The 21,195-nt window shown below is 58.7% G+C and carries 21 protein-coding genes and 1 tRNA gene; 11 read left to right on the plus strand and 11 right to left on the minus strand.

Translation table 11 applies throughout. From position 1 onward, the window contains the following. Positions 1-2 precede the first annotated feature (2 nt). The 4 genes from EGT36_RS30490 to EGT36_RS11790 all read right to left on the minus strand — a co-directional run bounded on the left by EGT36_RS30490 (position 3) and on the right by EGT36_RS11790 (position 1,605). Complete coding sequence (locus tag EGT36_RS30490; protein WP_004440867.1) at positions 3-176, minus strand: hypothetical protein; 174 nt, start codon at positions 174-176, stop codon at positions 3-5. Between the two features lie 10 nt (positions 177-186). Continuing rightward, positions 187-369, minus strand: coding sequence for a hypothetical protein (locus EGT36_RS30495; RefSeq protein WP_035210174.1), 183 nt, complete (start codon positions 367-369; stop codon positions 187-189). 141 nt (positions 370-510) lie between these two features. Continuing rightward, on the minus strand, positions 511-1,107 hold the full coding sequence (locus EGT36_RS11785) for an AAA family ATPase (protein WP_037091714.1): 597 nt from the start codon (positions 1,105-1,107) through the stop codon (positions 511-513). 159 nt (positions 1,108-1,266) lie between these two features. Then, on the minus strand, positions 1,267-1,605 hold the full coding sequence (locus EGT36_RS11790; protein ID WP_004440872.1) for a DUF2147 domain-containing protein: 339 nt from the start codon (positions 1,603-1,605) through the stop codon (positions 1,267-1,269). A gap of 601 nt (positions 1,606-2,206) precedes the next feature. On the opposite strand from EGT36_RS11790, the gene EGT36_RS11795 reads away from it, so the two are divergent. Continuing rightward, positions 2,207-2,470, plus strand: a complete 264-nt coding sequence (locus EGT36_RS11795; protein ID WP_004440874.1) for an SEL1-like repeat protein — start codon at positions 2,207-2,209, stop codon at positions 2,468-2,470. Between the two features lie 308 nt (positions 2,471-2,778). Here the strand turns inward: EGT36_RS11795 and EGT36_RS11800 are convergent, their stop codons facing one another. Both EGT36_RS11800 and EGT36_RS11805 read right to left on the minus strand, forming a co-directional pair. Next, entirely contained in the window at positions 2,779-3,891 is a 1,113-nt protein-coding gene (locus tag EGT36_RS11800; protein WP_004440875.1) for a pyridoxal phosphate-dependent aminotransferase, read from the minus strand. Between the two features lie 160 nt (positions 3,892-4,051). Next, entirely contained in the window at positions 4,052-4,399 is a 348-nt protein-coding gene (locus tag EGT36_RS11805; protein ID WP_004440878.1) for a hypothetical protein, read from the minus strand. A gap of 323 nt (positions 4,400-4,722) precedes the next feature. Here EGT36_RS11805 and EGT36_RS11810 point away from each other — a divergent pair, with 323 nt between their 5' ends. Then, on the plus strand, positions 4,723-5,940 hold the full coding sequence (locus tag EGT36_RS11810; protein ID WP_037091488.1) for an NAD(P)/FAD-dependent oxidoreductase: 1,218 nt from the start codon (positions 4,723-4,725) through the stop codon (positions 5,938-5,940). A 7-nt stretch (positions 5,941-5,947) separates the two neighbouring features. After that, positions 5,948-6,748 carry an aldolase/citrate lyase family protein gene (locus EGT36_RS11815; protein ID WP_004440883.1) on the plus strand — a complete coding sequence of 267 codons (801 nt, stop codon included), beginning with the start codon at positions 5,948-5,950 and terminating at the stop codon, positions 6,746-6,748. Here EGT36_RS11815 and EGT36_RS30500 read toward each other — a convergent pair whose 3' ends face one another. Both EGT36_RS30500 and EGT36_RS11820 read right to left on the minus strand, forming a co-directional pair. After that, entirely contained in the window at positions 6,749-6,925 is a 177-nt protein-coding gene (locus tag EGT36_RS30500) for a hypothetical protein (RefSeq protein ID WP_004440886.1), read from the minus strand. It abuts the gene before it with no gap. 89 nt (positions 6,926-7,014) lie between these two features. After that, positions 7,015-7,356, minus strand: coding sequence for a hypothetical protein (locus EGT36_RS11820; RefSeq protein ID WP_004440887.1), 342 nt, complete (start codon positions 7,354-7,356; stop codon positions 7,015-7,017). A 162-nt stretch (positions 7,357-7,518) separates the two neighbouring features. Here EGT36_RS11820 and EGT36_RS11825 point away from each other — a divergent pair. The 4 genes from EGT36_RS11825 (at position 7,519) to EGT36_RS11840 (ending at position 11,222) form a co-directional block, all read left to right on the plus strand. Continuing rightward, positions 7,519-7,609, plus strand: a tRNA-Ser gene (locus EGT36_RS11825). A 464-nt stretch (positions 7,610-8,073) separates the two neighbouring features. Next, positions 8,074-8,196 carry a hypothetical protein gene (locus EGT36_RS31005; protein WP_257784219.1) on the plus strand — a complete coding sequence of 41 codons (123 nt, stop codon included), beginning with the start codon at positions 8,074-8,076 and terminating at the stop codon, positions 8,194-8,196. A 467-nt stretch (positions 8,197-8,663) separates the two neighbouring features. Next, the gene (locus tag EGT36_RS11835; protein ID WP_065653641.1) at positions 8,664-9,686 is read left to right on the plus strand and encodes a porin; all 1,023 of its coding nucleotides are present in this window, start codon (positions 8,664-8,666) and stop codon (positions 9,684-9,686) included. 513 nt (positions 9,687-10,199) lie between these two features. Beyond that, a complete protein-coding gene (locus tag EGT36_RS11840; RefSeq protein ID WP_037095126.1) occupies positions 10,200-11,222 on the plus strand; it encodes a porin in 1,023 nt (340 codons plus the stop codon). A gap of 321 nt (positions 11,223-11,543) precedes the next feature. Here EGT36_RS11840 and EGT36_RS11845 read toward each other — a convergent pair whose 3' ends face one another. Beyond that, entirely contained in the window at positions 11,544-13,616 is a 2,073-nt protein-coding gene (locus tag EGT36_RS11845; RefSeq protein ID WP_169692015.1) for a lytic transglycosylase domain-containing protein, read from the minus strand. Between the two features lie 363 nt (positions 13,617-13,979). On the opposite strand from EGT36_RS11845, the gene dapA reads away from it, so the two are divergent. Continuing rightward, positions 13,980-14,864, plus strand: a complete 885-nt coding sequence (dapA, locus tag EGT36_RS11855; RefSeq protein ID WP_125270434.1) for a 4-hydroxy-tetrahydrodipicolinate synthase — start codon at positions 13,980-13,982, stop codon at positions 14,862-14,864. A 161-nt stretch (positions 14,865-15,025) separates the two neighbouring features. Beyond that, on the plus strand, positions 15,026-15,508 hold the full coding sequence (gene smpB / locus EGT36_RS11860) for an SsrA-binding protein SmpB (protein ID WP_004440898.1): 483 nt from the start codon (positions 15,026-15,028) through the stop codon (positions 15,506-15,508). 168 nt (positions 15,509-15,676) lie between these two features. On the opposite strand, the gene EGT36_RS11865 is transcribed toward smpB, so the two are convergent. Continuing rightward, positions 15,677-17,176 (minus strand): globin-coupled sensor protein, encoded by a 1,500-nt coding sequence (locus tag EGT36_RS11865; protein ID WP_037088914.1) that lies wholly within the window; start codon positions 17,174-17,176, stop codon positions 15,677-15,679. A gap of 217 nt (positions 17,177-17,393) precedes the next feature. Next, entirely contained in the window at positions 17,394-17,963 is a 570-nt protein-coding gene (locus tag EGT36_RS11870) for a LabA-like NYN domain-containing protein (RefSeq protein ID WP_004440903.1), read from the minus strand. Between the two features lie 393 nt (positions 17,964-18,356). Here EGT36_RS11870 and rpoZ point away from each other — a divergent pair, with 393 nt between their 5' ends. Both rpoZ and EGT36_RS11880 read left to right on the plus strand, forming a co-directional pair. Further along, positions 18,357-18,746: a DNA-directed RNA polymerase subunit omega gene (rpoZ, locus tag EGT36_RS11875; RefSeq protein ID WP_003521126.1), complete on the plus strand. Its 390-nt coding sequence runs from the start codon at positions 18,357-18,359 to the stop codon at positions 18,744-18,746. Between the two features lie 132 nt (positions 18,747-18,878). Next, on the plus strand, positions 18,879-21,113 hold the full coding sequence (locus EGT36_RS11880) for a RelA/SpoT family protein (RefSeq protein ID WP_004440906.1): 2,235 nt from the start codon (positions 18,879-18,881) through the stop codon (positions 21,111-21,113). Positions 21,114-21,195 lie beyond the last annotated feature (82 nt).

Genomic DNA, 21,195 nt, shown 5'->3' on the forward strand with positions numbered 1-21,195 from the left:
ACTCAGCCGAGCGCGCCGCGCTGCAGGCTCATCAGCAGCACGAAGCCGGCGCCTTTGGAGGCGGGGCGGGGATCGGCCTTGTAAACCGCAAGTCCGGCCACCGGGCCGAGAAAGATCGAGGCCATCAGCATAAGCCGCAGTGCGGAGAATAGGCCGTTGGAAAAACTGGTTGTCATTGGCAGGTCCTCACAATACGACGGGGCAATTGGCGGCGGGCGCCGGGCCGTGCTGGCAGGCGATTGCCGCACCGGCATTCACGCGCTGGAAACTGCGGTTCGGATTAACGACGAGCGAGGCGAAGGACATGGCGAAGATCGCCATGAGAAACGCGAAGATTGCCAGTCGGCTGATCAGCTTTGTCATGTCCATTCCCCTTTATCGGAGTTGATGGACAGAGTTTTGCCATAGTCGGACTGAACGGACCCTGAGGCCCCGGTTCATATGGTGTTCAGGGATGTTAACGGGCGGTGACATGGCGGATTGATGCCGCAGTGGTGCGCATGCCCAGCTTCAGGACAGAGGGATGTCCGCGCCTGGCGCAAGATCAGTTAGCAGTTTCTCCAATTCTTCACCTTGGGTCACGTCGACAATCGGCACCCGGTGTTCCTGCGCGGATGCCAGCATCTCGGTGTTCTCACGTAGCGAGCGTTCGATGAAGGCGTCCATGATCCGCTGCCTCTTCGCCGTTGCATCTTGGTAGCGTGCTTCAGAGCGCATTCTTTCGAGAAGAAAATCATTGTCGGCATGAAGAAATACGCCCGCCACCGTGCTGTCGAGGAGAGGCGATATGAACTCCGGTCGCAGGGCGGCGCCCTCGAAGATCGTCGTAGTCCCTGTGCCGGATCTTCTGTCAATCATCGCGCGGATCAGCGGCCAGATGTTCTGGTGATGGACCTTGAGAAACCAGTGGATCGTATCCGCCGACAGCTGTGCGTAATATTCCTCAACCGGCACCGGAATACCCGCCCATGGCCTCCCCGGATGGCGGGCGAGACTGTCGGTCGATATCGCCTCGCAACGCAGCCTTTCGCTGAGCAGGCCGGCCAGCGTGCTTTTGCCGACATGCGAGGTGCCCGCGATCAGAATTGTCGAAAGGGTGGGGCGCATATCGTTGCTCTCATTGGCATCGGATGCAGCGATAATAAACGGATATATGGTTTCCATGCGACGTCTGTTCGCAGCCTGCGCGCGATTCCTGGCAGCCACCGCGCTCTGCGTCGCGAGACGGCAGGCTGGGGGACAAAAGCCCGCCTGCCGTTCCCTGTATTACAGCCGTGTCCAGGTCTGCGATTTGCACAGGACCTTCAGTACGCAACCCTTCATGCTCAGCGAATTCCCCGAAACGGTGCCGGAGCCGCTATAGGTCTTGTCATTGGCGGGATCGGTGATCTCACCCGAGTAGCTGTTTCCCTTTCCCGAAAGCTTGCCGATCTGTTTTCCGGCATGCTTGCCGGTCTTCAGCGTTACGCAGAAAGCGCCGCCGCAGGGGCCGATCACGGCGGTTTCGCCGCTGGCCGTCTTCCAGTTGCCTTCGATCGCCTCGGCGGCAAAGGCAATATTGCCGCTCATCAACAGGGCAGCGGCAATCGTCATCATAAGCTTCATGAAATTCCTCCCGAAATTCGCGCAGGCTTTTCCCAGGCCGTAGTGGCCAAGGACGCGATGCGCAGATCAAACTCCCTTCAGCATGCCTCCACCATCTCTGGCCGGCGGCCGCCGTGCGGTGCAACGATTGCTCCTCCCACCGCGCCATTCCATGCCCGTTTCATCCTCGTGACAGGCAGGGCGGATAGTATTTGACGTTCACGTAAAAGGAAACAGAAATTTGCGGTGCCAGTGTAGCGTCGGCGTGTGCGGGGAGGGCGAAGGAGAGCAGTTTCGAAAATCGCGGTTCTTATCGTGGTGAAGGAAGGGTTTAAATCCAATTGTAAAGCTTTCGTAAAATTCACCGGAAAGTCCTTAATTTCCGCAGGCAATGATATTTAACAAAAACCCAATTTTACCAATCGTTTGCAGTTTGTTTGCGGCACATTAATCATGCCTTTTAAGCGAGCGTTGAAAGCCTCGTGGCATAGTGAACTCATCAAAAGCGCAGGGAAAACCTGCCGGACGGAAGGACAAAAAAGCCGCAAAAGACGGCAGTCCGGAAGACGCCTCGGCAAGAAGGCGCACGATGAAAACAGGTAGAACGACAGGGATTAAAACAATGGCACGCTTTGACATCAGTGATATCGAAATGGCTGCCGGTGGCGAAACCCGCGCCGACACCCTTTGCAATCTCGGCCTGGTCTATGCGACCGGCCGGGGCTGCAAGGTGGATCTGATCGCGGCCCACAAATGGCTTAACATCGCCGCGATCCGCGGATCGGAAAGAGCGGCTTCTCTCCGTGCGGATCTCGCCCGCAACATGACGAAGGCGGAACTGGCCGAAGCCCTTCGCGCCGCCCGCGACTGGATGACGATGCACTGATCCATCTCCGCGACCCGTGAGATTGCCGGTCCGGTTCCCTCCAGTCCCGACGACCGGCCCAAACGAAAGTAAAACCCGAAGGGGAACGCGGCGAGGGCTCCGAAACGAAGCTTTTGCGCTGACACATCGAACCGCGACCGGCAGGAACAAGGCCGGCGCGGTTTTCTTATGTTCGGTAATGTGTCTTCGCCGGAAAATGATTCTCGCGCAGGGGCTTGCGGGAGGATGTTGATTCGATGCGTGTAACGCGCGGCACTTTCCAACCCTCATTCCTGTGACAAACACAGGAATGAGGGTGGGTTGGGAGCTTACCCGATGGCCTTGAGAACCTTCGGCAATGCCTGCTCGAACAGATCGAGCTTGTCACCCGGCCCAACGCTCACGCGGATGCAACGGTTAAGCGGGGCCACGCCCGGCATGCGGATGAAAACCCCATGGTCCATCAGCCCGTCAACGATGGCGCGCGCATAGGCGCCGTCGCGGTGGCAATCGATGGTAACGAAATTGGTAGCGGAGGGCAGCGGTGAAAGGCCGTTATTGCGGGCGACAGCGGAAATACGATCCCGTGCCTCGGAAATCTTGCCAACCACCTCATGCAGATAGGACTGGTCCTTGAGCGCTGCCAAAGCGCCGGCGATAGAAATACGCGCCATGCCGAAATGGTTGCGGATCTTGTCGAAGGCTTCGACATTGCCAAGCGTACCGATGGCGTAACCCACGCGGGCGCCGGCGAGCCCGTAAGCTTTGGAGAAGGTGCGCATGCGCAGGATATTGGGCTGGCCGATCAGCGCGTCGATAGCAGGCACCGCGCTCGCGGGCGCGGTTTCGCAATAGGCCTCGTCCAGAATGAGCAGGCAGGTCTCCGGCAACGCGCGGGCAAATGCCACCACCTCGCTCGCATCCCACCAGCTTCCCATGGGATTGTCCGGATTGGCGAAATAGACGAGCGGCGCGTTTTCCCTGTGAACGAGGTCGAGAAGCCCGTCGAGGTTTTCGTGGTCGTCTACATAGGGCGTGGTCACCAGTTTTCCGCCAAAACCGTTCACGTGATAATTGAAGGTGGGGTAGCCTCCCAAAGAGGTGACAACAGGCGTGCCTGGTTCCACGATCAGCCTGGCGATTTCACCGAGCAATCCGTCCACTCCGCCGCCTATGGCGATGTTGCCGCGCGAAACCCCGTGGTGGATGGCAAGCGCTTCCTTCAGCTCGAAATTTTCCGGATCGCTATACATCCAGGTTTCAGCCGCCGCATCGCGCATCGCCAGAAGCACTGATGGGGCGGGGCCGAAGCCGCTTTCGTTTGCACCGATTCGCGCCTCCACCTTCAAGCCGCGGTTCCTTTCTATGGCCTCCGGGCCGACGAAGGGAACGGTGGAGGGAAGCGAAGCGGCAAGCGGCGTGAGGCGTGAAAAAGCGGACATTGACAGAAGTTCCGGGACCTGTGTTTGAAAACCCGGCTCACATTAGGTACAAAAAAACCGGACGCAAGCCGCGCCCGGGGGTTAGATGAGTGTTTGGCAACAGATTTTTGGTTCGCCACGGCACAACGCAAAGGTCAGCGGGCTGACGCGCGGTTGCCGCTCAGACGCTGGTCTCGAAGCTCAGCCGGCGGACATGGTGCAGAAATTCGGCATCGATCAGCATGTTGAAGCCGATCGTCACTTTTTCCTCTTCCCGGCGGATCAGCGTGCAGCCTATTTCGTCGCGGATACCGAGAATTTCCAGATAGAAGTTGACCGGCATTTCCAGATCGGCACTAACATCCAGCTCAGCGCCGTAGAGCGAAATGGTGCGCACCAGGCAGCGCATGGTGTCCTTGGCGCTCAGGTGGTGCCCTATGAAGGTGATCTTGCCGGGCCGGTCGATCTGAAATTTCTCATACATCTCGTCCTGCGGGACGTTTTGACCGATATCCATATGTAGAGCCATGACAACCTCCCGGATTGCCTCTTCCGTCTGATTTTAACGCGGCTTCCTTGCCAGGGCGTGAAGGAAATATCCGCAATTGTCTCTAGTCCGTATCGACATGGGCCAGCTTTGTGTACGCAACCCGTGTTTCGCCTGTTTAAAACGCACATTATCTCGACTGGTTGCAGAAGGCGGGCGCCCGTTTTGATAATCGGGCATGCTTGTACAGGGCTGGAGCCTCGTGCGGTTGACGCCGGCCGTACTTGGCGTTACGCCTGATCGCGCAACATCGCTTCGCAGCCTCGGGCGTCATCGGCCGGCTGTGATTGTCCTGGGAGTGGAAAGTGACTGGAAGGCTGGTAATCGTCGGGGCGGGGCAGGCCGCTTTTGCGCTGGCGTCGAAGCTCCGTGTGCTGAAGGACGAGCGTGCCATCACCATCATAGGCTCGGAAGATGCCTACCCCTATCAGCGGCCGCCGCTCTCCAAAAAATACCTCCTCGGCGAGATGAGTTTTGACCGGCTGATGTTCCGCCCGGAAGAATGGTATGCCGAAAACAATGTCGATATCCGGCTTTCCACCTGGGTGGAGGAGATAGACCGCGCCGGCAAGACCGTGCGCATGCAGGATGGCAGTACGCTTTCTTATGCCCGGCTGGTTCTTGCGACCGGGGCCGCGCCCCGGCTGCTGCCCGCCAGCATCGGTGGCGATCTCGACGGCGTGCTTACCGTCCGTGACAGGCGCGACGCCGACCGCTTGACGGAGGAGATGAAGCCGGGCCGCAGGCTGCTGGTCATTGGCGGCGGTTATATTGGCCTTGAAGCTGCCGCCGTTGCCCGCAAGCTTGGCCTCGAGGTGACGCTGATCGAAATGGCCGACCGTATTCTCCAGCGCGTGGCGGCGAAGGAAACTGCGGATATCATGCGCGGCATTCATCAGGCCCAGGGCGTTTCCATCCGCGAAAAAACCGGCCTCGTGCGCCTCGTCGGTATGGACGGGCGGGTTGCTGCGGCCGAACTTTCAGATGGTTCGACGATCGACGTGGATTTCGTCATCGTCGGCATCGGCGTGACACCGAACGACCGGCTTGCCCGCGAATCGGGTCTCGATGTTGGTAACGGCATCGTGGTTGACGAATATACCCGCACATCCGACCCCGCCATTCATGCGGTGGGCGATTGCGCGCTTCTGCCCTGGCGCGGCCAGCAGGTGAGGATCGAATCGGTCCAGAACGCGGTCGATCAGGCTGAGGCGGCCGCCGCCGTACTCGCCGGCACGGAAGCGCCGTACGACGCGAAACCCTGGTTCTGGTCGGATCAGTACGATGTGAAGCTGCAGATCGCCGGCTTCAATCTCGGTTACGACGAGACGATTTTGAGGCCCGGCGCAAGGGACGGCAGCTGGTCCATCTGGTATTTCCGTGATGGCCGCTTCGTGGCTGTCGATGCCGTCAATGACGCCAAGGCCTATGTTGCGGGTAAGAAACTGCTCGATACAGCCGCCCAACCCGACCGCACAATCCTGGCGGATCCGTCCGCCGATCTGAAATTACTGCTCTCCTGAGGATATCATGCCCGCTGCCGAAAACCGTTTCAAAACCGCCATTCATGCCGGCAAGCCGCAGATTGGCCTGTGGCTCGACATGGGCGAGGCCATTACGGCGGAAATCGCCGGAACGGCTGGCTTCGACTGGCTGGTGATCGACGGTGAGCACGGGCCGAACGACCTGCGCAGCATCATCGACCAGCTGCGCGCGCTTGCCACCTCTGCCGCCGAGCCGGTGGTGCGTGTGCCTGTCGGCGAGAGCTGGATGATCAAGCAGCTCCTGGATGCTGGCGCCCGCACGCTTCTTGTGCCCATGGTCGATTCAGCGGCACAGGCGGAAGCTCTCGTCAGCGCCATGCATTACCCGCCGCGCGGCATTCGCGGCATGGGAGCGGCCGTCGCCCGTGCTTCCGCTTTTAATACGATAACGGATTATGCCGATAGCGCCTCGGCCAGCGTCTGCCTGCTGGTGCAGGCGGAAACCCGCGCGGCAATCGAAGATCTCGACAATATTCTTGCGGTGGACGGCGTGGATGGCGTCTTCATCGGCCCGGCGGATCTCGCCGCGGACATGGGTTATCTGGGAAGGATTGACGAAGCGGCGGTGCAGGCGGTTATCGAAGCGGCGATCGTGAAAATTGTCGCTGCTGGCAAGGCCGCCGGCATCCTCACCTTCAATGAAACCTATAATCGCCGTTATCTTGAACTCGGCGCGTCGTTCGTCGCCGTGGGAGCCGATGTCACGGAATTCGCCAATACGCTGCGTGCGCTTTCCGCCCGCTACAAGGGCGGGCCGGCAGTGACACCGTCCGGATCAGGATATTGATCAATCGTCGTTACTGGCGTTCAGCTTCTCCGGCGGAATACCTTCCTCGCCGGAGGCGAGATAACCGCCATTGATGAGGGCGGAGCGGACGATGCGCTGGATTGCTTCGTCCCTGTCGATGCCGTGATCCCTTGCAAAATCAGACAATGCCGCTTCAAGATCGTCGCTGAACCGCATATTCGCCCCCTTCATTCCTGCTTTTTTTACCAATGCATAAAGGCAAGGCGGGCAAACCCGCCTTGCCTTGATTTAATGCCCGTTCGTCATCAGCGCCAGCGATAAAGGCTGCTGTTCGACGAACTCTGCTGCGTGCTTGTGCCCACCGCATAACCGATCGCAAAACCGAGTGCGCCGACGATCGTCAGCAGGGAAGTGGCGGTGCCTGGATTTTCCTTCACGGCTTCCACGACATTCTGGCCCTGCGCCCGGACATTATGCGCCGCCTTGCGAACGCGGCCGCGCGCCTCATCCAGAAATTCCGATGCATCCTCGCCGACACCTTCCGCACGGGCGGAAACGGATTTGGACAGGGACGCGATCTGCGAACGCAGTTCTGCAATCTGGTTTTCGATCGTGTCTTCGACAACATTCAGTTTGGTCTGAGCCATTAGAACACCTCTTTTGTTACCGAGGCGAAAACGTGCGGGCCCTGAAGAAGTTCCGCAACCGGGCGTAAAGTTTGACCCGCGTTTATTTGGCCAACAGGTTTTTTGGCTTCTTGGCGAAAAAGCCTTGCAATCATTTTTCTTACGCAATAATCAGGCCGCACCGGAGAGGTGGCCGAGTGGTCGAAGGCGCTCCCCTGCTAAGGGAGTATACGTCAAAAGCGTATCGTGGGTTCGAATCCCATCCTCTCCGCCATTTAATGACGATCACCGTACGCCACCAGGCAGTCGAAGCTCTGATCCTTTCTTAAGCCCCAAACCACAATATCGAGTTCATGGACCGGTTCCGTGCAATGAAGACGGATTCATCCCTTCGGCAGGCGGGGGAGAGGCTTGTCGTAGGCGTCAAGACCGTATGGAGACTGATGAATGATCCATACCAGTCGGAACAGGCCTGCGCCGCCGCGCAGGTGTGGCAGGCAATTCAGCGCCTCTATCGTTCACGTTCACAGCTGATTCGGTTGCCACCCGTTGCGATTCCTCGCTTTATAATCTTCTGATTCATAAAGGTGAGATAGCGGGCTTCATTGACATTGGCCGGGCTGGCATCGCTGACTGATATCTGGATATTACTCTACAAATCATCCGCAAATATCGTGAATGCGCGAACTTTCGTGCTCCGACCTTGTTCGGCTCTCTTCCAGCGGAAGGTAACTGACAATGCGCCTTGTTCTCTCCATCCTTGCGGCCGCCATCCTCATCGCGGTCATCGCTTACGCCATGTCCGGCAATGACACGGTCGGACAGCAACCACCGCCGCACGCGATCGACCAGGGCGGGTGAATCGCTTTTCGAATCATTGCCAGTGAATCGCTCCCCGCTCGCGTTCGTTTCCGAAGCCGGCTCGTTCCCGCATGACGGCCGCACCTGCGATGTATGCAGCGGAGGCAAAAAATCTCTATAGCGCGGCCTGCGTAGCAAGGGATCGCGGAAAACACCGGTGGATTGGAAATACCTTGTTAACCGCCCTAACTAACGGATTCTCAACAGAAATCTTAACGTATTGTAAAAGCTTTTGTCCATCCGCGGGGCGGTGTGTGTTGTTTCCGCAACAAACCGAAATGAAGCATATACGTAAATGCTATTTATCGGATGTTGGCGATTGCATGCGGCGAAACCTTTTGTATTTTCACCACCAGAAGCGAGGCGGTGGATCGTTTGGCTTCTGAGAACACGGGAATGGGGCAGGGAATGCTGTCCTTCAGCGAAAGTACCCAGACCCTTTTAAAAACTTTGACTGGAGGTCAACCATGAACATCAAGAGCCTTCTGATCGGCTCCGCTGCGGCTCTCGCAGCAGTATCCGGCGCACAGGCCGCTGACGCCATCGTCGCTGCTGAGCCCGAGCCCCTGGAATACGTTCGCGTTTGCGACGCTTTCGGCACCGGCTTCTTCTACATCCCCGGCACCGAAACCTGCCTGAAGTTCGGCGGTTACATCCGTTTCCAGACCAACATCGGCCGTGACGAGTACAACTCTGGCCGTGGCACGTCTGACTGGGATTCCTTCACCCGCGCTCAGTTCGAAGTTGACACCCGCACCGACACCGAGCTCGGCGCTCTGCGTGGCTTCATCGGCTTCCGCGGCAACGCTGACAACGGCTCGTCCTCGTCTTCGAGCGTTTTTGTTGACCAGGCCTTCATCGAACTCGGCGGCCTGAAGGTCGGTAAGTTCTACAGCTGGTGGGATGATGGCCTCTCTGGCGAATCTGACGTTCTCTCCACGAACGCTCTGTTCAACTCGATCCGTTACACCTACGATGCAGGCTCGTTCTGGGCTGGCGTTTCGGTTGATGAACTCGAAGGCATCAGCGTTGGCTACGACGAGCCTGACAACAACGTTGGCGTTGCTCTCGGCCTCGGCGCAAAGCTCGGCGCAGCTTCCTTCCAGCTCATCGGCGGCTACGACACCGACCGCGAGGAAGGCGCTGTTCGTCTGATCGCTACGGCTGACGTTGGTCCGGGCACCCTCGGCCTGGCAGGCGTATGGGCTTCTGGTCCGAACGCTTACTACACCGAATCTGAATGGGCGATTGCCGGTGAATACGCCATCAAGGCAACCGACAAGCTGACCATCACTCCCGGTGCACAGTACTTCGGCAACTACTACGTTGGCGGTCCTGACTTCACCAACGACGACGCTTGGCAGGTTGGCCTGACGGTCGACTACAAGATCACGCAGGGTCTCTCCACGAAGATCGCTGTTAACTACCTCGACGTCGACAACGTTGACGACGACGTAAACGGCTTCATCCGTCTGCAGCGTTCGTTCTAATCTGATCTGACATAGTCAGTGATGGAGGCCTCGGCAGAAATGCCGGGGCTTTTTTGTTATCCCAGCGGGAATATCGATTCAGGAAAAGGAGTAGGCGCCGTTTTTCGTACAGCGGTGATTCGCGAGATAGCTGGACGGACAGAGTGGATCCAGTGAAAATGCGGCGGTTAAAGCGGCAAGATATTCGATCCCAAATATCGTTTTCCAGATTTATGACGATTTCGAAGTGACTGCCACAGCCTGGGCAAGCATCCACGGGTCTGGCTAAGCTTTTGAAACGCATCAGTAATTAACGATTTTTTAACGAACGGACGCGGCCATTAGGCTCGACCATTAGAATTGTAGCTATTTCGCAACAATGAAAAACTAAGGACACCTTACTGTCTCTCTTTTGTCATGATTGAGATTGCCGAGCCGCACGGTTTTGGCTCTAATCAAATCCATAAGCGGCACGCATCTATCTGCGCTTCCCACCCGCTGCTTAGCAAATTAGCGTTTGACTGGAGGTCAACCATGAACATCAAGAGCCTTCTGATCGGCTCCGCTGCGGCTCTCGCAGCAGTATCCGGCGCACAGGCCGCTGACGCAATCGTCGCTGCTGAGCCCGAGCCCCTGGAATACGTTCGCGTTTGCGACGCTTTCGGCACCGGCTTTTTCTACATCCCCGGCACCGAAACCTGCCTGAAGTTCGGCGGTTATATCCGTTTCCAGACCAACTTCGGTCGCGACGCGTCCGGCACGTCTGACTGGGACTCCTTCACACGCGCTCAGTTCGAAGTTGACACCCGCACCGACACCGAGCTCGGCGCTCTGCGTGGCTTCATCGGCTTCCGCGGCAACGCTGACAACGGCTCGTCCTCGTCTTCGAGCGTTTTTGTTGACCAAGCCTTCATCGAACTCGGCGGCCTGAAGGTCGGTAAGTTCTACAGCTGGTGGGATGACGATCTGAACGGCGAAACCGACATTCTGTCGACCAACACTTTGTTTAACTCGATCAAGTACACATACGACGCAGGCTCATTCCAGGCCGCTCTCTCGGTTGACGAATTGGAAGGCCAGTACGGTCAGTACCAGTACGAGGATGATAACAACGTCGGTATCGGCGGCATGATCGGTGCCAAGTTTGGCGCTGTCACGGCTAACCTCATTGCCAGCTACGACTTCGACGCAGAGAACGTTGCTGTTCGTGGCATGCTCTTTGCAGACATTGGTCCGGGCACCTTTGGTCTTGCAGGTGTATGGGCTTCGGGCGACAACGCTTACTACGCGAAATCCGAATGGGCTGTCGCTGTTGAGTACGCTATCAAGGCGACTGATCGTCTGACGCTTACTCCCGGCTTTGAGTATCTTGGCAAGCTCGACGTAAATCCTGCTGATGGCGATTTCGTTGGTGACCGCGACGCTTGGACTGCTGGTCTGACGGTCGACTACAAGATCACCGAAGGTCTGGCTACCAAGATCACCGCCAACTACTACGACGAAGACGGTGCAGACGACGAAGTTACCGGTTTCGTTCGCCTCCAGCGCACGTTCTAATCTGATCTGACATTGTCAGTGATGGAAACCCCGGCAGAAATGCCGGGGTTTTTCTTTTGGAAGACCGGATGGGACTGTAAGTCGTCGGGCATCGCGTGTGCTTTGAAGCATCGACCAGCCCACCTGTCGCTCATCTGTCCAAGCCGTTGGTGTCATCCCTGGGCTTGCCCCAGTGATCCAATCACGTCGCATGAAATCTGAACGCTGCAGATGCTCGGAACGGGCCCGAGCATGACGCAAGGAACCTTAGGCTTCACAGTGGTCAGAAGCGCTCGCCGGCAGGTGCTTGAATGCGCCGCTCGTCGGCTAGGGAAACCGCCTTTACCCGGAGCGCCCATGGCGCAGATCATCAACGATATCGGCCTGTTGCCCGAGCCTCGTCTTGTAGACCTGATAATTCTCCATCACCCGCTGCACGTAATTGCGTGTTTCGGGGAAGGGGATGCGCTCGATCCAGTCAACCACCTCATCGATAGGCTTGCCGCGCGGGTCGCCATAACGGGCGATCCATTCGGGGACACGTTTCGGGCCGGCATTATAGGCGATGAAGGTGAGGATGTAGGAGCCACCGAAGCTATCGATCTGCTCGCCGAGATAATGGGCGCCGAGCGTGGCGTTATAGCCCGCATCGCTGGTCAGCATCGCCTGCGTGTAGGGCAGGCCGTGGCGGCCGGCCACGCCCTTGGCGGTTCCGGGCAGCAGTTGCAGCAGGCCGCGGGCATTGGCGGCGGAGACGGCGGCGGGGTTGAAGGCGCTTTCCTGCCGGGCGATCGCATAGGCAAGCGCCTTTCCGGAGCCGGCAATATTGGCGCTGGCGGGAATGACGCCGAGCGGGTAGGCAAGGGCTGCCGCATCGATACCGCGGCTGAAGGCCGTCTTGCCGATCTGCAGCGAGACCTGATGATTACCGTTGCCCTCAGCCCGCGCCGCCAGAATGGCAAGCTCGCCGGGACTGTCGAGCTGTTCGGCCAGCGACCTGTAAAGGCTGTCGGCGCGCCAGCCGTAACCTGCCGCCTCGAGGCGGTCTATGGCGCGCACGGCTTCGCGGCCGGCAAAGCGTTCTCGGTCGCCATTGCTCGGGCTGGGATAGGTCACGTTCAGCGTCTTCGTGCCGATCCGTGCAGCGGCAAGCTGGCCGTAAAACGTACCGGGATGGGCTGCCGCCTTTGCAAAGAAGTCGCGTGCATTGCCGGGTCCTCCGGCTTCGGCCGCCCTTCCGAGCCAGTAATAGGCGCGGGAGGCCGAAAGTGGCCGGTTTGATGTCTGGAGCAGGGCGTTGAAATGACGCGAAGCCGTGGCCGGGTCGCGCATCGCCCGCAGAGCATACCAGCCGGCATGAAACTCGGCATCGGCGACATCCACCGCTGATGTGGCATTGTGATTGGCGACGATACGATAGGCTTCGGCAAAATCGCTGAGATCGGCGAGACCGCGCGCGATGATCCGCCGCTCGTTCCACCATTCGCCGGGATTGACCAGCTTGGCAGTATCCTGCGGCGCCTGCCGCAGAAGAGCCGCCGCCTCAGGATATTTCTGCCGGTTGCGCAGGTTCTCCACGCGCGCGAAAAGGAATGCGGGATCATCGCGCCAGCCGGCATCCACCTTGCCGAGCAGGGCGCCGGCATTGGCGGAACGCTGCAGTACAGCCGCCCAGGCATTGTAAAGGGACTGCGCCTTGCCGAGTTCGCCGAAACGTTTCGCCTGGCTGATGCGGCTGCGATACATCAGATAATCCATGCGCGCCTTGTGGTCCGCGGCCGTCAGATAGGCAGGAAAGGCGGCCAGCACGCGGTCTTCCATATCCTTGTCCATGCCTTCGCTCACCCACAGCTGGCGAATGAGTCGCTGCGAATCCACGACCTTGCCGGAGGCGGCCAGCGCCTTGGCGAGAACCACCGTGCCCTCCGCCGTTTCTGGCTTGCTGCCGCCGAATGCAGCAAGCACCTGCTGTGCCGGCGGGTCCTCGCGATAAAGCGCTTTTTCGGAATTGGCCCGCAAAGTCGCGGCGCCCGGCCAGCCGGCGAGTTCGCGCTGTGCTGCGGCGATTTCGGCTGAAGGCACATCCTTCTGGCCCGAAACGGCGATTGCCCATGTGAGGATGTGACGGTCCAGACTGCCGGTCGGCATGGCGTTGCGCAGCGCGATGGCCCGCGCCGCATCGCGCCCGGAAAGCGCGTCGAGGCCTGCCTTCAGCTGTCTCGCATCATCGGGCCGGTTAAGGCGGGGAATGGCGCCGGTAACCTCTGGCGAAGCGGGCATGAAAGCGGGAACGGTGGGCGCATCCGGCTTCACATAGGGAAGCGGCGCGGCGCCCTCGGGCAGCGGCCCGGCCAGCGCGTTCCACACGGTTGCGGCAAGGCCCGCCGCCATCAATCCCCAGACTGTTTTTTTCATGCCGTTCTTCATCGTGTAACGGAGTTGCCGACTTTCTTCTAATATCGCTACATTGCAGCGGGATTGCCGAAAAAAGGTCTGATCTCCCGCCTGGAAATCTTGGGATTTCAGGCTTAATGAAATGTTAAGCGCGACCCTGCAATTCAATCAACTTTTATTCACCGGCCCGCGAGCAATGTCGCTTTTCGCTATGTGCATTTAATGCTTGCAGATCACGGCCCGAACACTGTCACACTTCCGACAATTTCGGACAAAATACGCTGCCTTTGCGCTTGTCGGCGCCAAGGGCTGGCACTAATGTGTGCCGGTTTTAACCATCGAATGCGGCCGAAGCATGAACCGGCTCGGCGCCAGGAGCTTTGCATGTTCAAGGGATCAATTCCCGCCCTCATTACCCCGTTCACGGACAATGGCGCCGTGGACGAAAAGGCTTTCGCCGCCCATGTGGAATGGCAGATCGCCGAAGGCAGTAACGGACTTGTGCCGGTGGGCACGACGGGGGAATCCCCGACGCTTTCCCACGACGAGCACAAACGTGTCGTTGAACTGTGCATCGAGGTTGCGGCGAAACGGGTTCCGGTCATTGCGGGTGCAGGCTCCAACAATACCGATGAAGCGATCGAGCTGGCCCTGCATGCGCAGGAAGCGGGTGCGGATGCGCTGCTGGTGGTTACCCCCTATTACAACAAGCCGACCCAGAAGGGCCTGTTCGCCCATTTCTCCGCCGTCGCGGAAGCGGTGAAGCTGCCCATCGTCATCTACAATATTCCGCCGCGCTCGGTGGTGGATATGTTGCCGGAAACCATGGGCGCCCTGGTCAAGGCCCATAAGAACATCGTTGGCGTCAAGGACGCGACGGGCAAGATCGACCGTGTTTCCGAACAGCGCATTTCCTGCGGCAAGGATTTCGTCCAGCTCTCGGGTGAAGACGGTACCGCTCTAGGCTTCAACGCCCATGGCGGTGTCGGCTGCATTTCCGTCACGGCCAACGTGGCACCGCGCCTCTGTTCGGAATTCCAGGCGGCGATGCTTGCCGGCGATTATGCCAAGGCGCTGGAGTACCAGGATCGCCTGATGCCGCTGCACAAGGCCATCTTCATGGAGCCAGGCGTCTGCGGCACAAAATATGCGCTGTCGAAGACGCGCGGCGGCAACCGCCGTGTGCGTTCGCCCTTGATGAGCACGCTGGAACGGGCAACCGAAGCAGCCATCGATGCGGCGCTGAAGCATGCCGGCCTGATGAACTGAGACAGGTCTGAAAAGCCAGAAGGCGCGCAATGGACCGCTTCGCAGCAGAAGCCGTCCCGCGCGCCTTTTCTTTTCGTGGCGACGATACTAAATAGAGGTTCGAAAACCGCTCTCGGCGGCAGGCCGAAGGCGCAATAAGAAAAACAAGGGATTGAAATATCATGGCCCCCAAAGGCAGCCAGCGCGTGGTGAACAAGATCGTTGCGGAAAATCGCAAGGCCCGTTTCAACTACGAAATCGTCGACACCTATGAGGCAGGACTGGTGCTGACCGGCACCGAGGTCAAGTCGCTGCGCGAAGGCAAGGCGAACATTGCCGAATCCTACGCGTCGGACGAGGGCGATGAAATCTGGCTCATTAATTCCCACCTGCCGGAATATCTGCAAGCCAACCGTTTCAACCATGAGCCGCGCCGCCGCCGCAAGCTGCTCCTGAGCAAGCGCGAGATCAACCGCCTACGCGCTGGCATCAACCGCGAAGGCATGACGCTGGTGCCGCTCAAGATCTACTTCAACGACAGGGGCCGTGCGAAGCTGGAACTGGCGCTCGCCAAGGGCAAGAAGCTGCACGACAAGCGCGAGACGGAGAAGGAACGCGACTGGAACCGGCAGAAGTCGCGGTTGTTGAAGGGTGGGGCGGCCTAAGTTCGCCGCCTTTCGCAGCATGCTCCTCCGTCATGCCGGACTTGATCCGGCATCCAGTCGCAGCGCGTCTGCCCTGTGAGAAGTGCCCTTTCAGCCCAAGGACTTGGGCTGGCTGGATCCCGGCTCAAGGCCGGGATGACGGGAGTGTGTTACTGCCCGCTGCGCCCGTCACGCCGCCCGGTACGTCCGCTCCACATGCGCCTTCGTCGTCGAAACGCTGAACCGGCTGACAAGCGCCGCCAGGTTGGCGCTGACATCGCTCAGATTGTGCGTGGCTGCATTGGTCTCTTCCACCATCGCCGCATTCTTCTGCGTCAGATTGTCCATGCTGTTGATCGCCGCACTGATTTCCTGAATGCCGACGGATTGTTCCTGCGCCGCCTTGGTGAGCGAGGTGATGTGATCCTTGATGTGATCGACCTTGCTGCCGATCGTATTCAGGGATTCACCCGTTTTGTTCACCAGCGAAACGCCCTGCATCACATCCTCGGAAGACTTGGCGATCAGTGTCTTGATTTCCTTTGCGGCGGTGGCGGAGCGTTGCGCCAGTTCACGCACTTCCTGCGCGACGACGGCGAAACCCTTGCCAGCCTCGCCGGCGCGCGCGGCTTCCACGCCGGCGTTCAACGCCAATAGATTGGTCTGGAACGAAATCTCATCAATGACGGAAATAATCTGGGTGATCTTCTGCGACGAGTCCTCGATGGCGCCCATCGCTTTCACCGCATCCGTCACCACATTGCGAGAGCGTGCTGCTTCGATGGCCGAACTTTCGACGATGGCCTTGGCCTCCTCGGAACGTTGCGCCGACAATCTGGAAATGGTGGTGATTTCCTCAACGGCTGCGGCGGTTTCCTCAAGCGCGGCCGCCTGCTGCTCCGTCCGGCGGGCCATGTCATCGGTGGCGGAGGTGAGCTCGCGCGTATTGCCGGAAATCTTGTTCGCTTCCTCCACGATCTGGGCGAATGCACCGGCGAGATTGCCGACGGCGGTGTTGAAATTGGCGATCAGCCCTTCGAATTGCGGCGCGGTCTTTTCGTTGATGCTGGAGCTGAGGTCGCCGTTGGCCAGCCGGTCGAGGGCACTGTTGAGGAGCGTGAGAATATGGTCCTGCTCCTTCTTCATCTGCGCCTGTTCGGCCTCTACCTTATGCCGCTCGGCGGCGAGCACGTCGAGATAGACGGAAATCGAATAGTCCATGTCCAGAAGGGCGGCCTTGATGGTGGCGGACAAGGCATCCTTCACCTTCCTGGCCTTCTTCTCCATGAATAGGCCCTTCAACTCCGACTCGATCAGGGCCTTGACGATGCCGTCAAGCATCAGCGCATAACCGCCAATGTACCATCGCGGCTCCAGCCCCAGTCTGGCATGGGTGCGGCCGATCGCGGTCACGGCATCTGTATAGTCCGCGTTGAATGTACCGGAGGCGATTCTCGTCCAGTGTTTGAGTTGCATGCCCTTGGCGTGCTGCACATGTGCGTCATTGGCAAAGAACTTCGCCGTCTCCGGCACCGAGCGCACTTTCGCATAGAAGCGGTCCAGCGACGCATCGAGAGAGCCGGTGATGACGCCCTTCATGTCTGAGAGATTCTGTCGCTGCTCGTGGCCGAGCCCCAGAAAATTCAGTCTTTCTTCGAGCTGTCGGTCGGTTTTTTCTTGGCCATGCATGTCTAGTCATCCTGCTTTGGCACCCAAATCATGTCGTTGGTGCCGTTACTTGATTTAGACACGTCTAAAATTAACCAAGATATAATTTTCCCCGGCCGGATTTGACGGTTGTTAATTTCAGGGGGAATTTTTTCCCTGCCGATAGGGGGGTAAACAAAAACGCGCCAGTCTTTGAGACGGACGCGTTTTCGAAATATCGGTGATTGCGAAATCGGGATCAGACCGTCTCGGGGCCTTCCGCGTGCCGGGCAGGGCGCTCATTCGGGTCGCGTCCGATTTCGGCTTTCAGCGTCATCAGGTCGATGAAGTGATCGGCCTGGCGGCGCAGGTCGTCGGCGATCATCGCTGGCTGGGTGGCCATGGTGGAAACCACGGAAACCTTGCGGCCCTTGCGCTGCAGCGCGTCCACCAGCGTGGTGAAATCGCCGTCGCCGGAAAACAGCACCAGGTGATCGACCGTTTCGGATTGCTCCATGGCGTCGACCGCCAGTTCGATATCCATGTTACCCTTGATCTTGCGGCGGCCGAGCGCGTCGGTAAATTCCTTCGCCGGCTTCGTCACGACCTTGTAACCGTTATAGTCTAGCCAGTCGATCAGCGGGCGGATCGAGGAATATTCCTGATCTTCGATCAGGGCCGTGTAATAATAGGCGCGCAGCAGATAGCCGCGCTTTTGAAACGCCTTCAGAAGCTTGCGGTAGTCGATATCGAATCCCAGGCTTTTCGATGCTGCATAAAGATTGGCTCCATCTATGAAGAGCGCAATTTTCTCCCGTGGATCGAACATTCCATCCCATTCCTTTTTTTTGGAAAGGCCATTATCTGGCTTTTATATCCGGTCGATAGCGCTAAATATCATGTCGTATCAACGCGCTTTGCGTACCGCCGTTGCGTTTTAAGTAAGCTACCTTCCCCCTTATTCCAAGACAATTCTTCTAGACATTTTGTTCATCAGGCGCCAAACATCGAGGATAAGGTGCCAAAAGACGCCAAAGACAGGAAAAACTTGAATTCCGCGGCCAATGGCTGTATCGGAAGCTGGAAAGCTTCGTCGCGAGAATTTCCAGGTGTTTTCCGCACGGCACGAAGCGCAGATTCAATAGGTTAGAGCAACCCTTGTGCATCCTGAAGACCGCACGGCGCTCTGATCCACGACATTACGACCCGCAAAGGACAGGCAATGGCCCGCGTCACAGTTGAAGATTGCATTGATAAAGTAGACAACCGTTTCGAGCTGGTGCTTCTCGCCAGCCACCGTGCGCGCCAGATTTCTCAGGGCTCTTCCATCACGGTTGACCGCGATAATGACAAGAACCCCGTCGTTGCGCTGCGTGAAATCGCCGACGAGACGCTGTCTCCCGACGATCTGAAGGAAGACCTCATCCATTCGCTGCAGAAGCACGTGGAAGTGGACGAGCCCGAGCCCGATCCGGTCACGCTTGCCGCCGCCGCTGCCGACAGCGAAGAAGACGACCAGCCGGAAACTGTCACCTTCGACCAGATGTCGGAAGAAGAACTGCTGGCCGGTATCGAAGGCCTTGTGCCGCCGGAAAAAAATGACGATTATTGATCCGGTTTTATGACGCCTTTGGCAGATGGCGGTTACCGTCTGTCAATAGTTGCCGTCATAATCTGATCCTTATTGATGCAGCATTGTGCGCCGACCCCAAGGTTGGCGCGCTTTCTTTTTGTGGAATATCGCATGATGCGGCAATACGAACTCGTTGAGCGGGTTCAAAAATATAAACCGGATGCGAATGAGGCCCTGCTGAACAAGGCCTATGTTTACGCGATGCAGAAACACGGCCAGCAGAAGCGGGCCAATGGCGACCCCTACATCTCGCATCCGCTGGAAGTTGCCGCAATCCTCACCGAAATGCATCTCGACGAATCGACCATCGCGGTTGCGCTGCTGCACGATACGATCGAGGACACCACCGCAACTCGCGCTGAAATCGACGAATTATTCGGCGAAGACATCGGCCGGCTGGTGGAAGGGCTGACCAAACTCAAGAAGCTTGATCTCGTCACCCGCAAGGCGAAACAGGCGGAGAACCTGCGCAAGCTGCTGCTCGCCATTTCCGATGACGTGCGCGTTCTCCTGGTGAAGCTCGCCGACCGCCTGCACAACATGCGTACCATGGAATACATGCCGGCCGACAAGCGCAGCCGCATTTCCGAAGAGACGATGGAAATCTATGCGCCGCTCGCCGGCCGCATGGGCATGCAGGACATGCGCGACGAGCTGGAGGACCTGTCCTTCCGTTATCTCAATCCGGAAGCCTATGAGACGGTGACAAACCGTTTGCAGGAACTGGAAACGCGCAATGAAGGCCTCATCAAGAAGATCGAGGACGAGCTGCGTGAATTGCTCGTGGCGAACGGCCTCATCGGCGCGGGCGTCAAGGGTCGGCAGAAAAAGCCTTATTCGGTGTTTCGCAAGATGCAGTCGAAGTCGCTCTCTTTCGAGCAGCTGTCTGACGTCTACGGTTTCCGCATTCTGGTCGACGACATTCCCTCCTGCTATCGGGCGCTCGGCATCGTGCACACACGCTGGCGTGTGGTGCCGGGCCGCTTCAAGGATTACATCTCCACGCCGAAGCAGAACGACTATCGCTCCATCCACACCACCATCGTTGGCCCGTCGCGCCAGCGTATCGAGCTGCAGATCCGCACCAAGCGCATGCATGAGATCGCCGAATTCGGCATTGCCGCCCACGCGCTCTACAAGGACGGCGAAAACGGGGAGGGCGATCTGCTTTCGCCGGAAAGCAACGCCTATTCCTGGCTGCGCCACACCATCGAATCGCTGGCGGAAGGCGACAGCCCGGAAGAATTCCTTGAGCATACCAAGCTGGAACTCTTTCAGGATCAGGTGTTCTGCTTCACGCCCAAGGGCAAGCTGATTGCCCTGCCGCGCGGCGCGACGCCCATCGATTTTGCCTATGCGGTGCACACCAATATCGGCGACACCACCGTTGGCGCCAAGATCAACGGCCGGATCATGCCGCTCGTCACCCGGCTGAACAATGGCGACGAGGTGGAGATCATCCGCTCCGGCGTGCAGGTGCCGCCCGCCGCATGGGAAGAGGTGGTGGTGACGGGCAAGGCCCGCTCGGCCATTCGCCGCGCCACCCGTATGGCCATCCGCAAACAATATTCCGGCCTTGGTTATCGCATTCTCGAGCGCACCTTCGAACGCGCCGGCAAGGCCTTCTCCAAGGAGGCGCTGAAGCCGGTCCTGCATCGGCTGGCGCAGAAGGATGTCGAGGACGCCATCGCGGCTGTCGGCCGTGGCGAGGTTTCCTCGCTCGATGTGCTGCGCGCGGTATTCCCGGATTATCAGGACGAGCGCGTGACGGTGAAGATGACCGGTGACGACGGCTGGTTCAACATGCGCAGCGCCTCGGGCATGGTCTTCAAGATACCGGGCAAGTCCCGTTCGGCGCTGGAGGATGACGGTGCGGCCGAAATGCTCGACGGGCCTGACCCGCTGCCCATTCGTGGCCTTTCCGGCAATGTCGATGTGCATTTCGGGCCGGCCGGCGCCGTTCCGGGGGACCGCATCGTCGGCATCATGGAAAAGGGCAAGGGCATCACCATCTATCCAATCCAGGCGCCGGCGCTTCAGCGCTTCGACGACGAGCCGGAACGCTGGATCGATGTGCGGTGGGATCTGGACGAAGCGAACAAGTCGCGCTTCATGGCGCGGGTGATGATCAATGCGTTGAACGAGCCGGGCACGCTTGCCTCGGTGGCGCAGTCGATCGCAACGCTCGACGTCAATATTCGCGGGCTGAACATGGTCCGCATCGGTACTGACTTCTCCGAGTTGGCGCTGGACGTGGAAGTCTGGGATCTCAGGCAGCTGAACCAGCTTCTGTCGCAGCTCAAGGATCTGGATTGCGTCTCCACGGTCACGCGTGCCTTTGATTGAGGCATTTTTGATGCCTTTGAGATAGCGGAAGGCCGCTGTTATGCGTTCTGAGCATGGCAGCGGCCTTTTCCTGTCTCTGGTG

Origin of the sequence: Agrobacterium sp. FDAARGOS_525, assembly GCF_003938925.1 — a bacterium.
In the GTDB taxonomy this organism is placed as follows: domain Bacteria; phylum Pseudomonadota; class Alphaproteobacteria; order Rhizobiales; family Rhizobiaceae; genus Agrobacterium; species Agrobacterium pusense.

What these genes read in the sequence shown, in the direction of transcription:
- EGT36_RS11880 (WP_004440906.1), top strand. Translation starts at nt 18,879, where the DNA reads ATGATGCGGCAATACGAACTCGTTGAGCGGGTTCAAAAATATAAACCG.
- EGT36_RS11865 (WP_037088914.1), bottom strand. Translation starts at nt 17,176, where the DNA reads ATGCATGGCCAAGAAAAAACCGACCGACAGCTCGAAGAAAGACTGAAT.
- EGT36_RS30495 (WP_035210174.1), bottom strand. Translation starts at nt 369, where the DNA reads ATGGACATGACAAAGCTGATCAGCCGACTGGCAATCTTCGCGTTTCTC.
- EGT36_RS11785 (WP_037091714.1), bottom strand. Translation starts at nt 1,107, where the DNA reads ATGCGCCCCACCCTTTCGACAATTCTGATCGCGGGCACCTCGCATGTC.
- EGT36_RS11805 (WP_004440878.1), bottom strand. Translation starts at nt 4,399, where the DNA reads ATGGCTCTACATATGGATATCGGTCAAAACGTCCCGCAGGACGAGATG.
- EGT36_RS11840 (WP_037095126.1), top strand. Translation starts at nt 10,200, where the DNA reads ATGAACATCAAGAGCCTTCTGATCGGCTCCGCTGCGGCTCTCGCAGCA.
- EGT36_RS30500 (WP_004440886.1), bottom strand. Translation starts at nt 6,925, where the DNA reads ATGCGGTTCAGCGACGATCTTGAAGCGGCATTGTCTGATTTTGCAAGG.
- smpB (WP_004440898.1), top strand. Translation starts at nt 15,026, where the DNA reads ATGGCCCCCAAAGGCAGCCAGCGCGTGGTGAACAAGATCGTTGCGGAA.
- EGT36_RS11795 (WP_004440874.1), top strand. Translation starts at nt 2,207, where the DNA reads ATGGCACGCTTTGACATCAGTGATATCGAAATGGCTGCCGGTGGCGAA.
- EGT36_RS11820 (WP_004440887.1), bottom strand. Translation starts at nt 7,356, where the DNA reads ATGGCTCAGACCAAACTGAATGTTGTCGAAGACACGATCGAAAACCAG.
- rpoZ (WP_003521126.1), top strand. Translation starts at nt 18,357, where the DNA reads ATGGCCCGCGTCACAGTTGAAGATTGCATTGATAAAGTAGACAACCGT.
- EGT36_RS11800 (WP_004440875.1), bottom strand. Translation starts at nt 3,891, where the DNA reads ATGTCCGCTTTTTCACGCCTCACGCCGCTTGCCGCTTCGCTTCCCTCC.
- EGT36_RS11870 (WP_004440903.1), bottom strand. Translation starts at nt 17,963, where the DNA reads ATGTTCGATCCACGGGAGAAAATTGCGCTCTTCATAGATGGAGCCAAT.
- EGT36_RS31005 (WP_257784219.1), top strand. Translation starts at nt 8,074, where the DNA reads ATGCGCCTTGTTCTCTCCATCCTTGCGGCCGCCATCCTCATCGCGGTC.
- EGT36_RS11835 (WP_065653641.1), top strand. Translation starts at nt 8,664, where the DNA reads ATGAACATCAAGAGCCTTCTGATCGGCTCCGCTGCGGCTCTCGCAGCA.
- EGT36_RS11845 (WP_169692015.1), bottom strand. Translation starts at nt 13,616, where the DNA reads ATGAAAAAAACAGTCTGGGGATTGATGGCGGCGGGCCTTGCCGCAACC.
- dapA (WP_125270434.1), top strand. Translation starts at nt 13,980, where the DNA reads ATGTTCAAGGGATCAATTCCCGCCCTCATTACCCCGTTCACGGACAAT.
- EGT36_RS11815 (WP_004440883.1), top strand. Translation starts at nt 5,948, where the DNA reads ATGCCCGCTGCCGAAAACCGTTTCAAAACCGCCATTCATGCCGGCAAG.
- EGT36_RS11790 (WP_004440872.1), bottom strand. Translation starts at nt 1,605, where the DNA reads ATGAAGCTTATGATGACGATTGCCGCTGCCCTGTTGATGAGCGGCAAT.
- EGT36_RS30490 (WP_004440867.1), bottom strand. Translation starts at nt 176, where the DNA reads ATGACAACCAGTTTTTCCAACGGCCTATTCTCCGCACTGCGGCTTATG.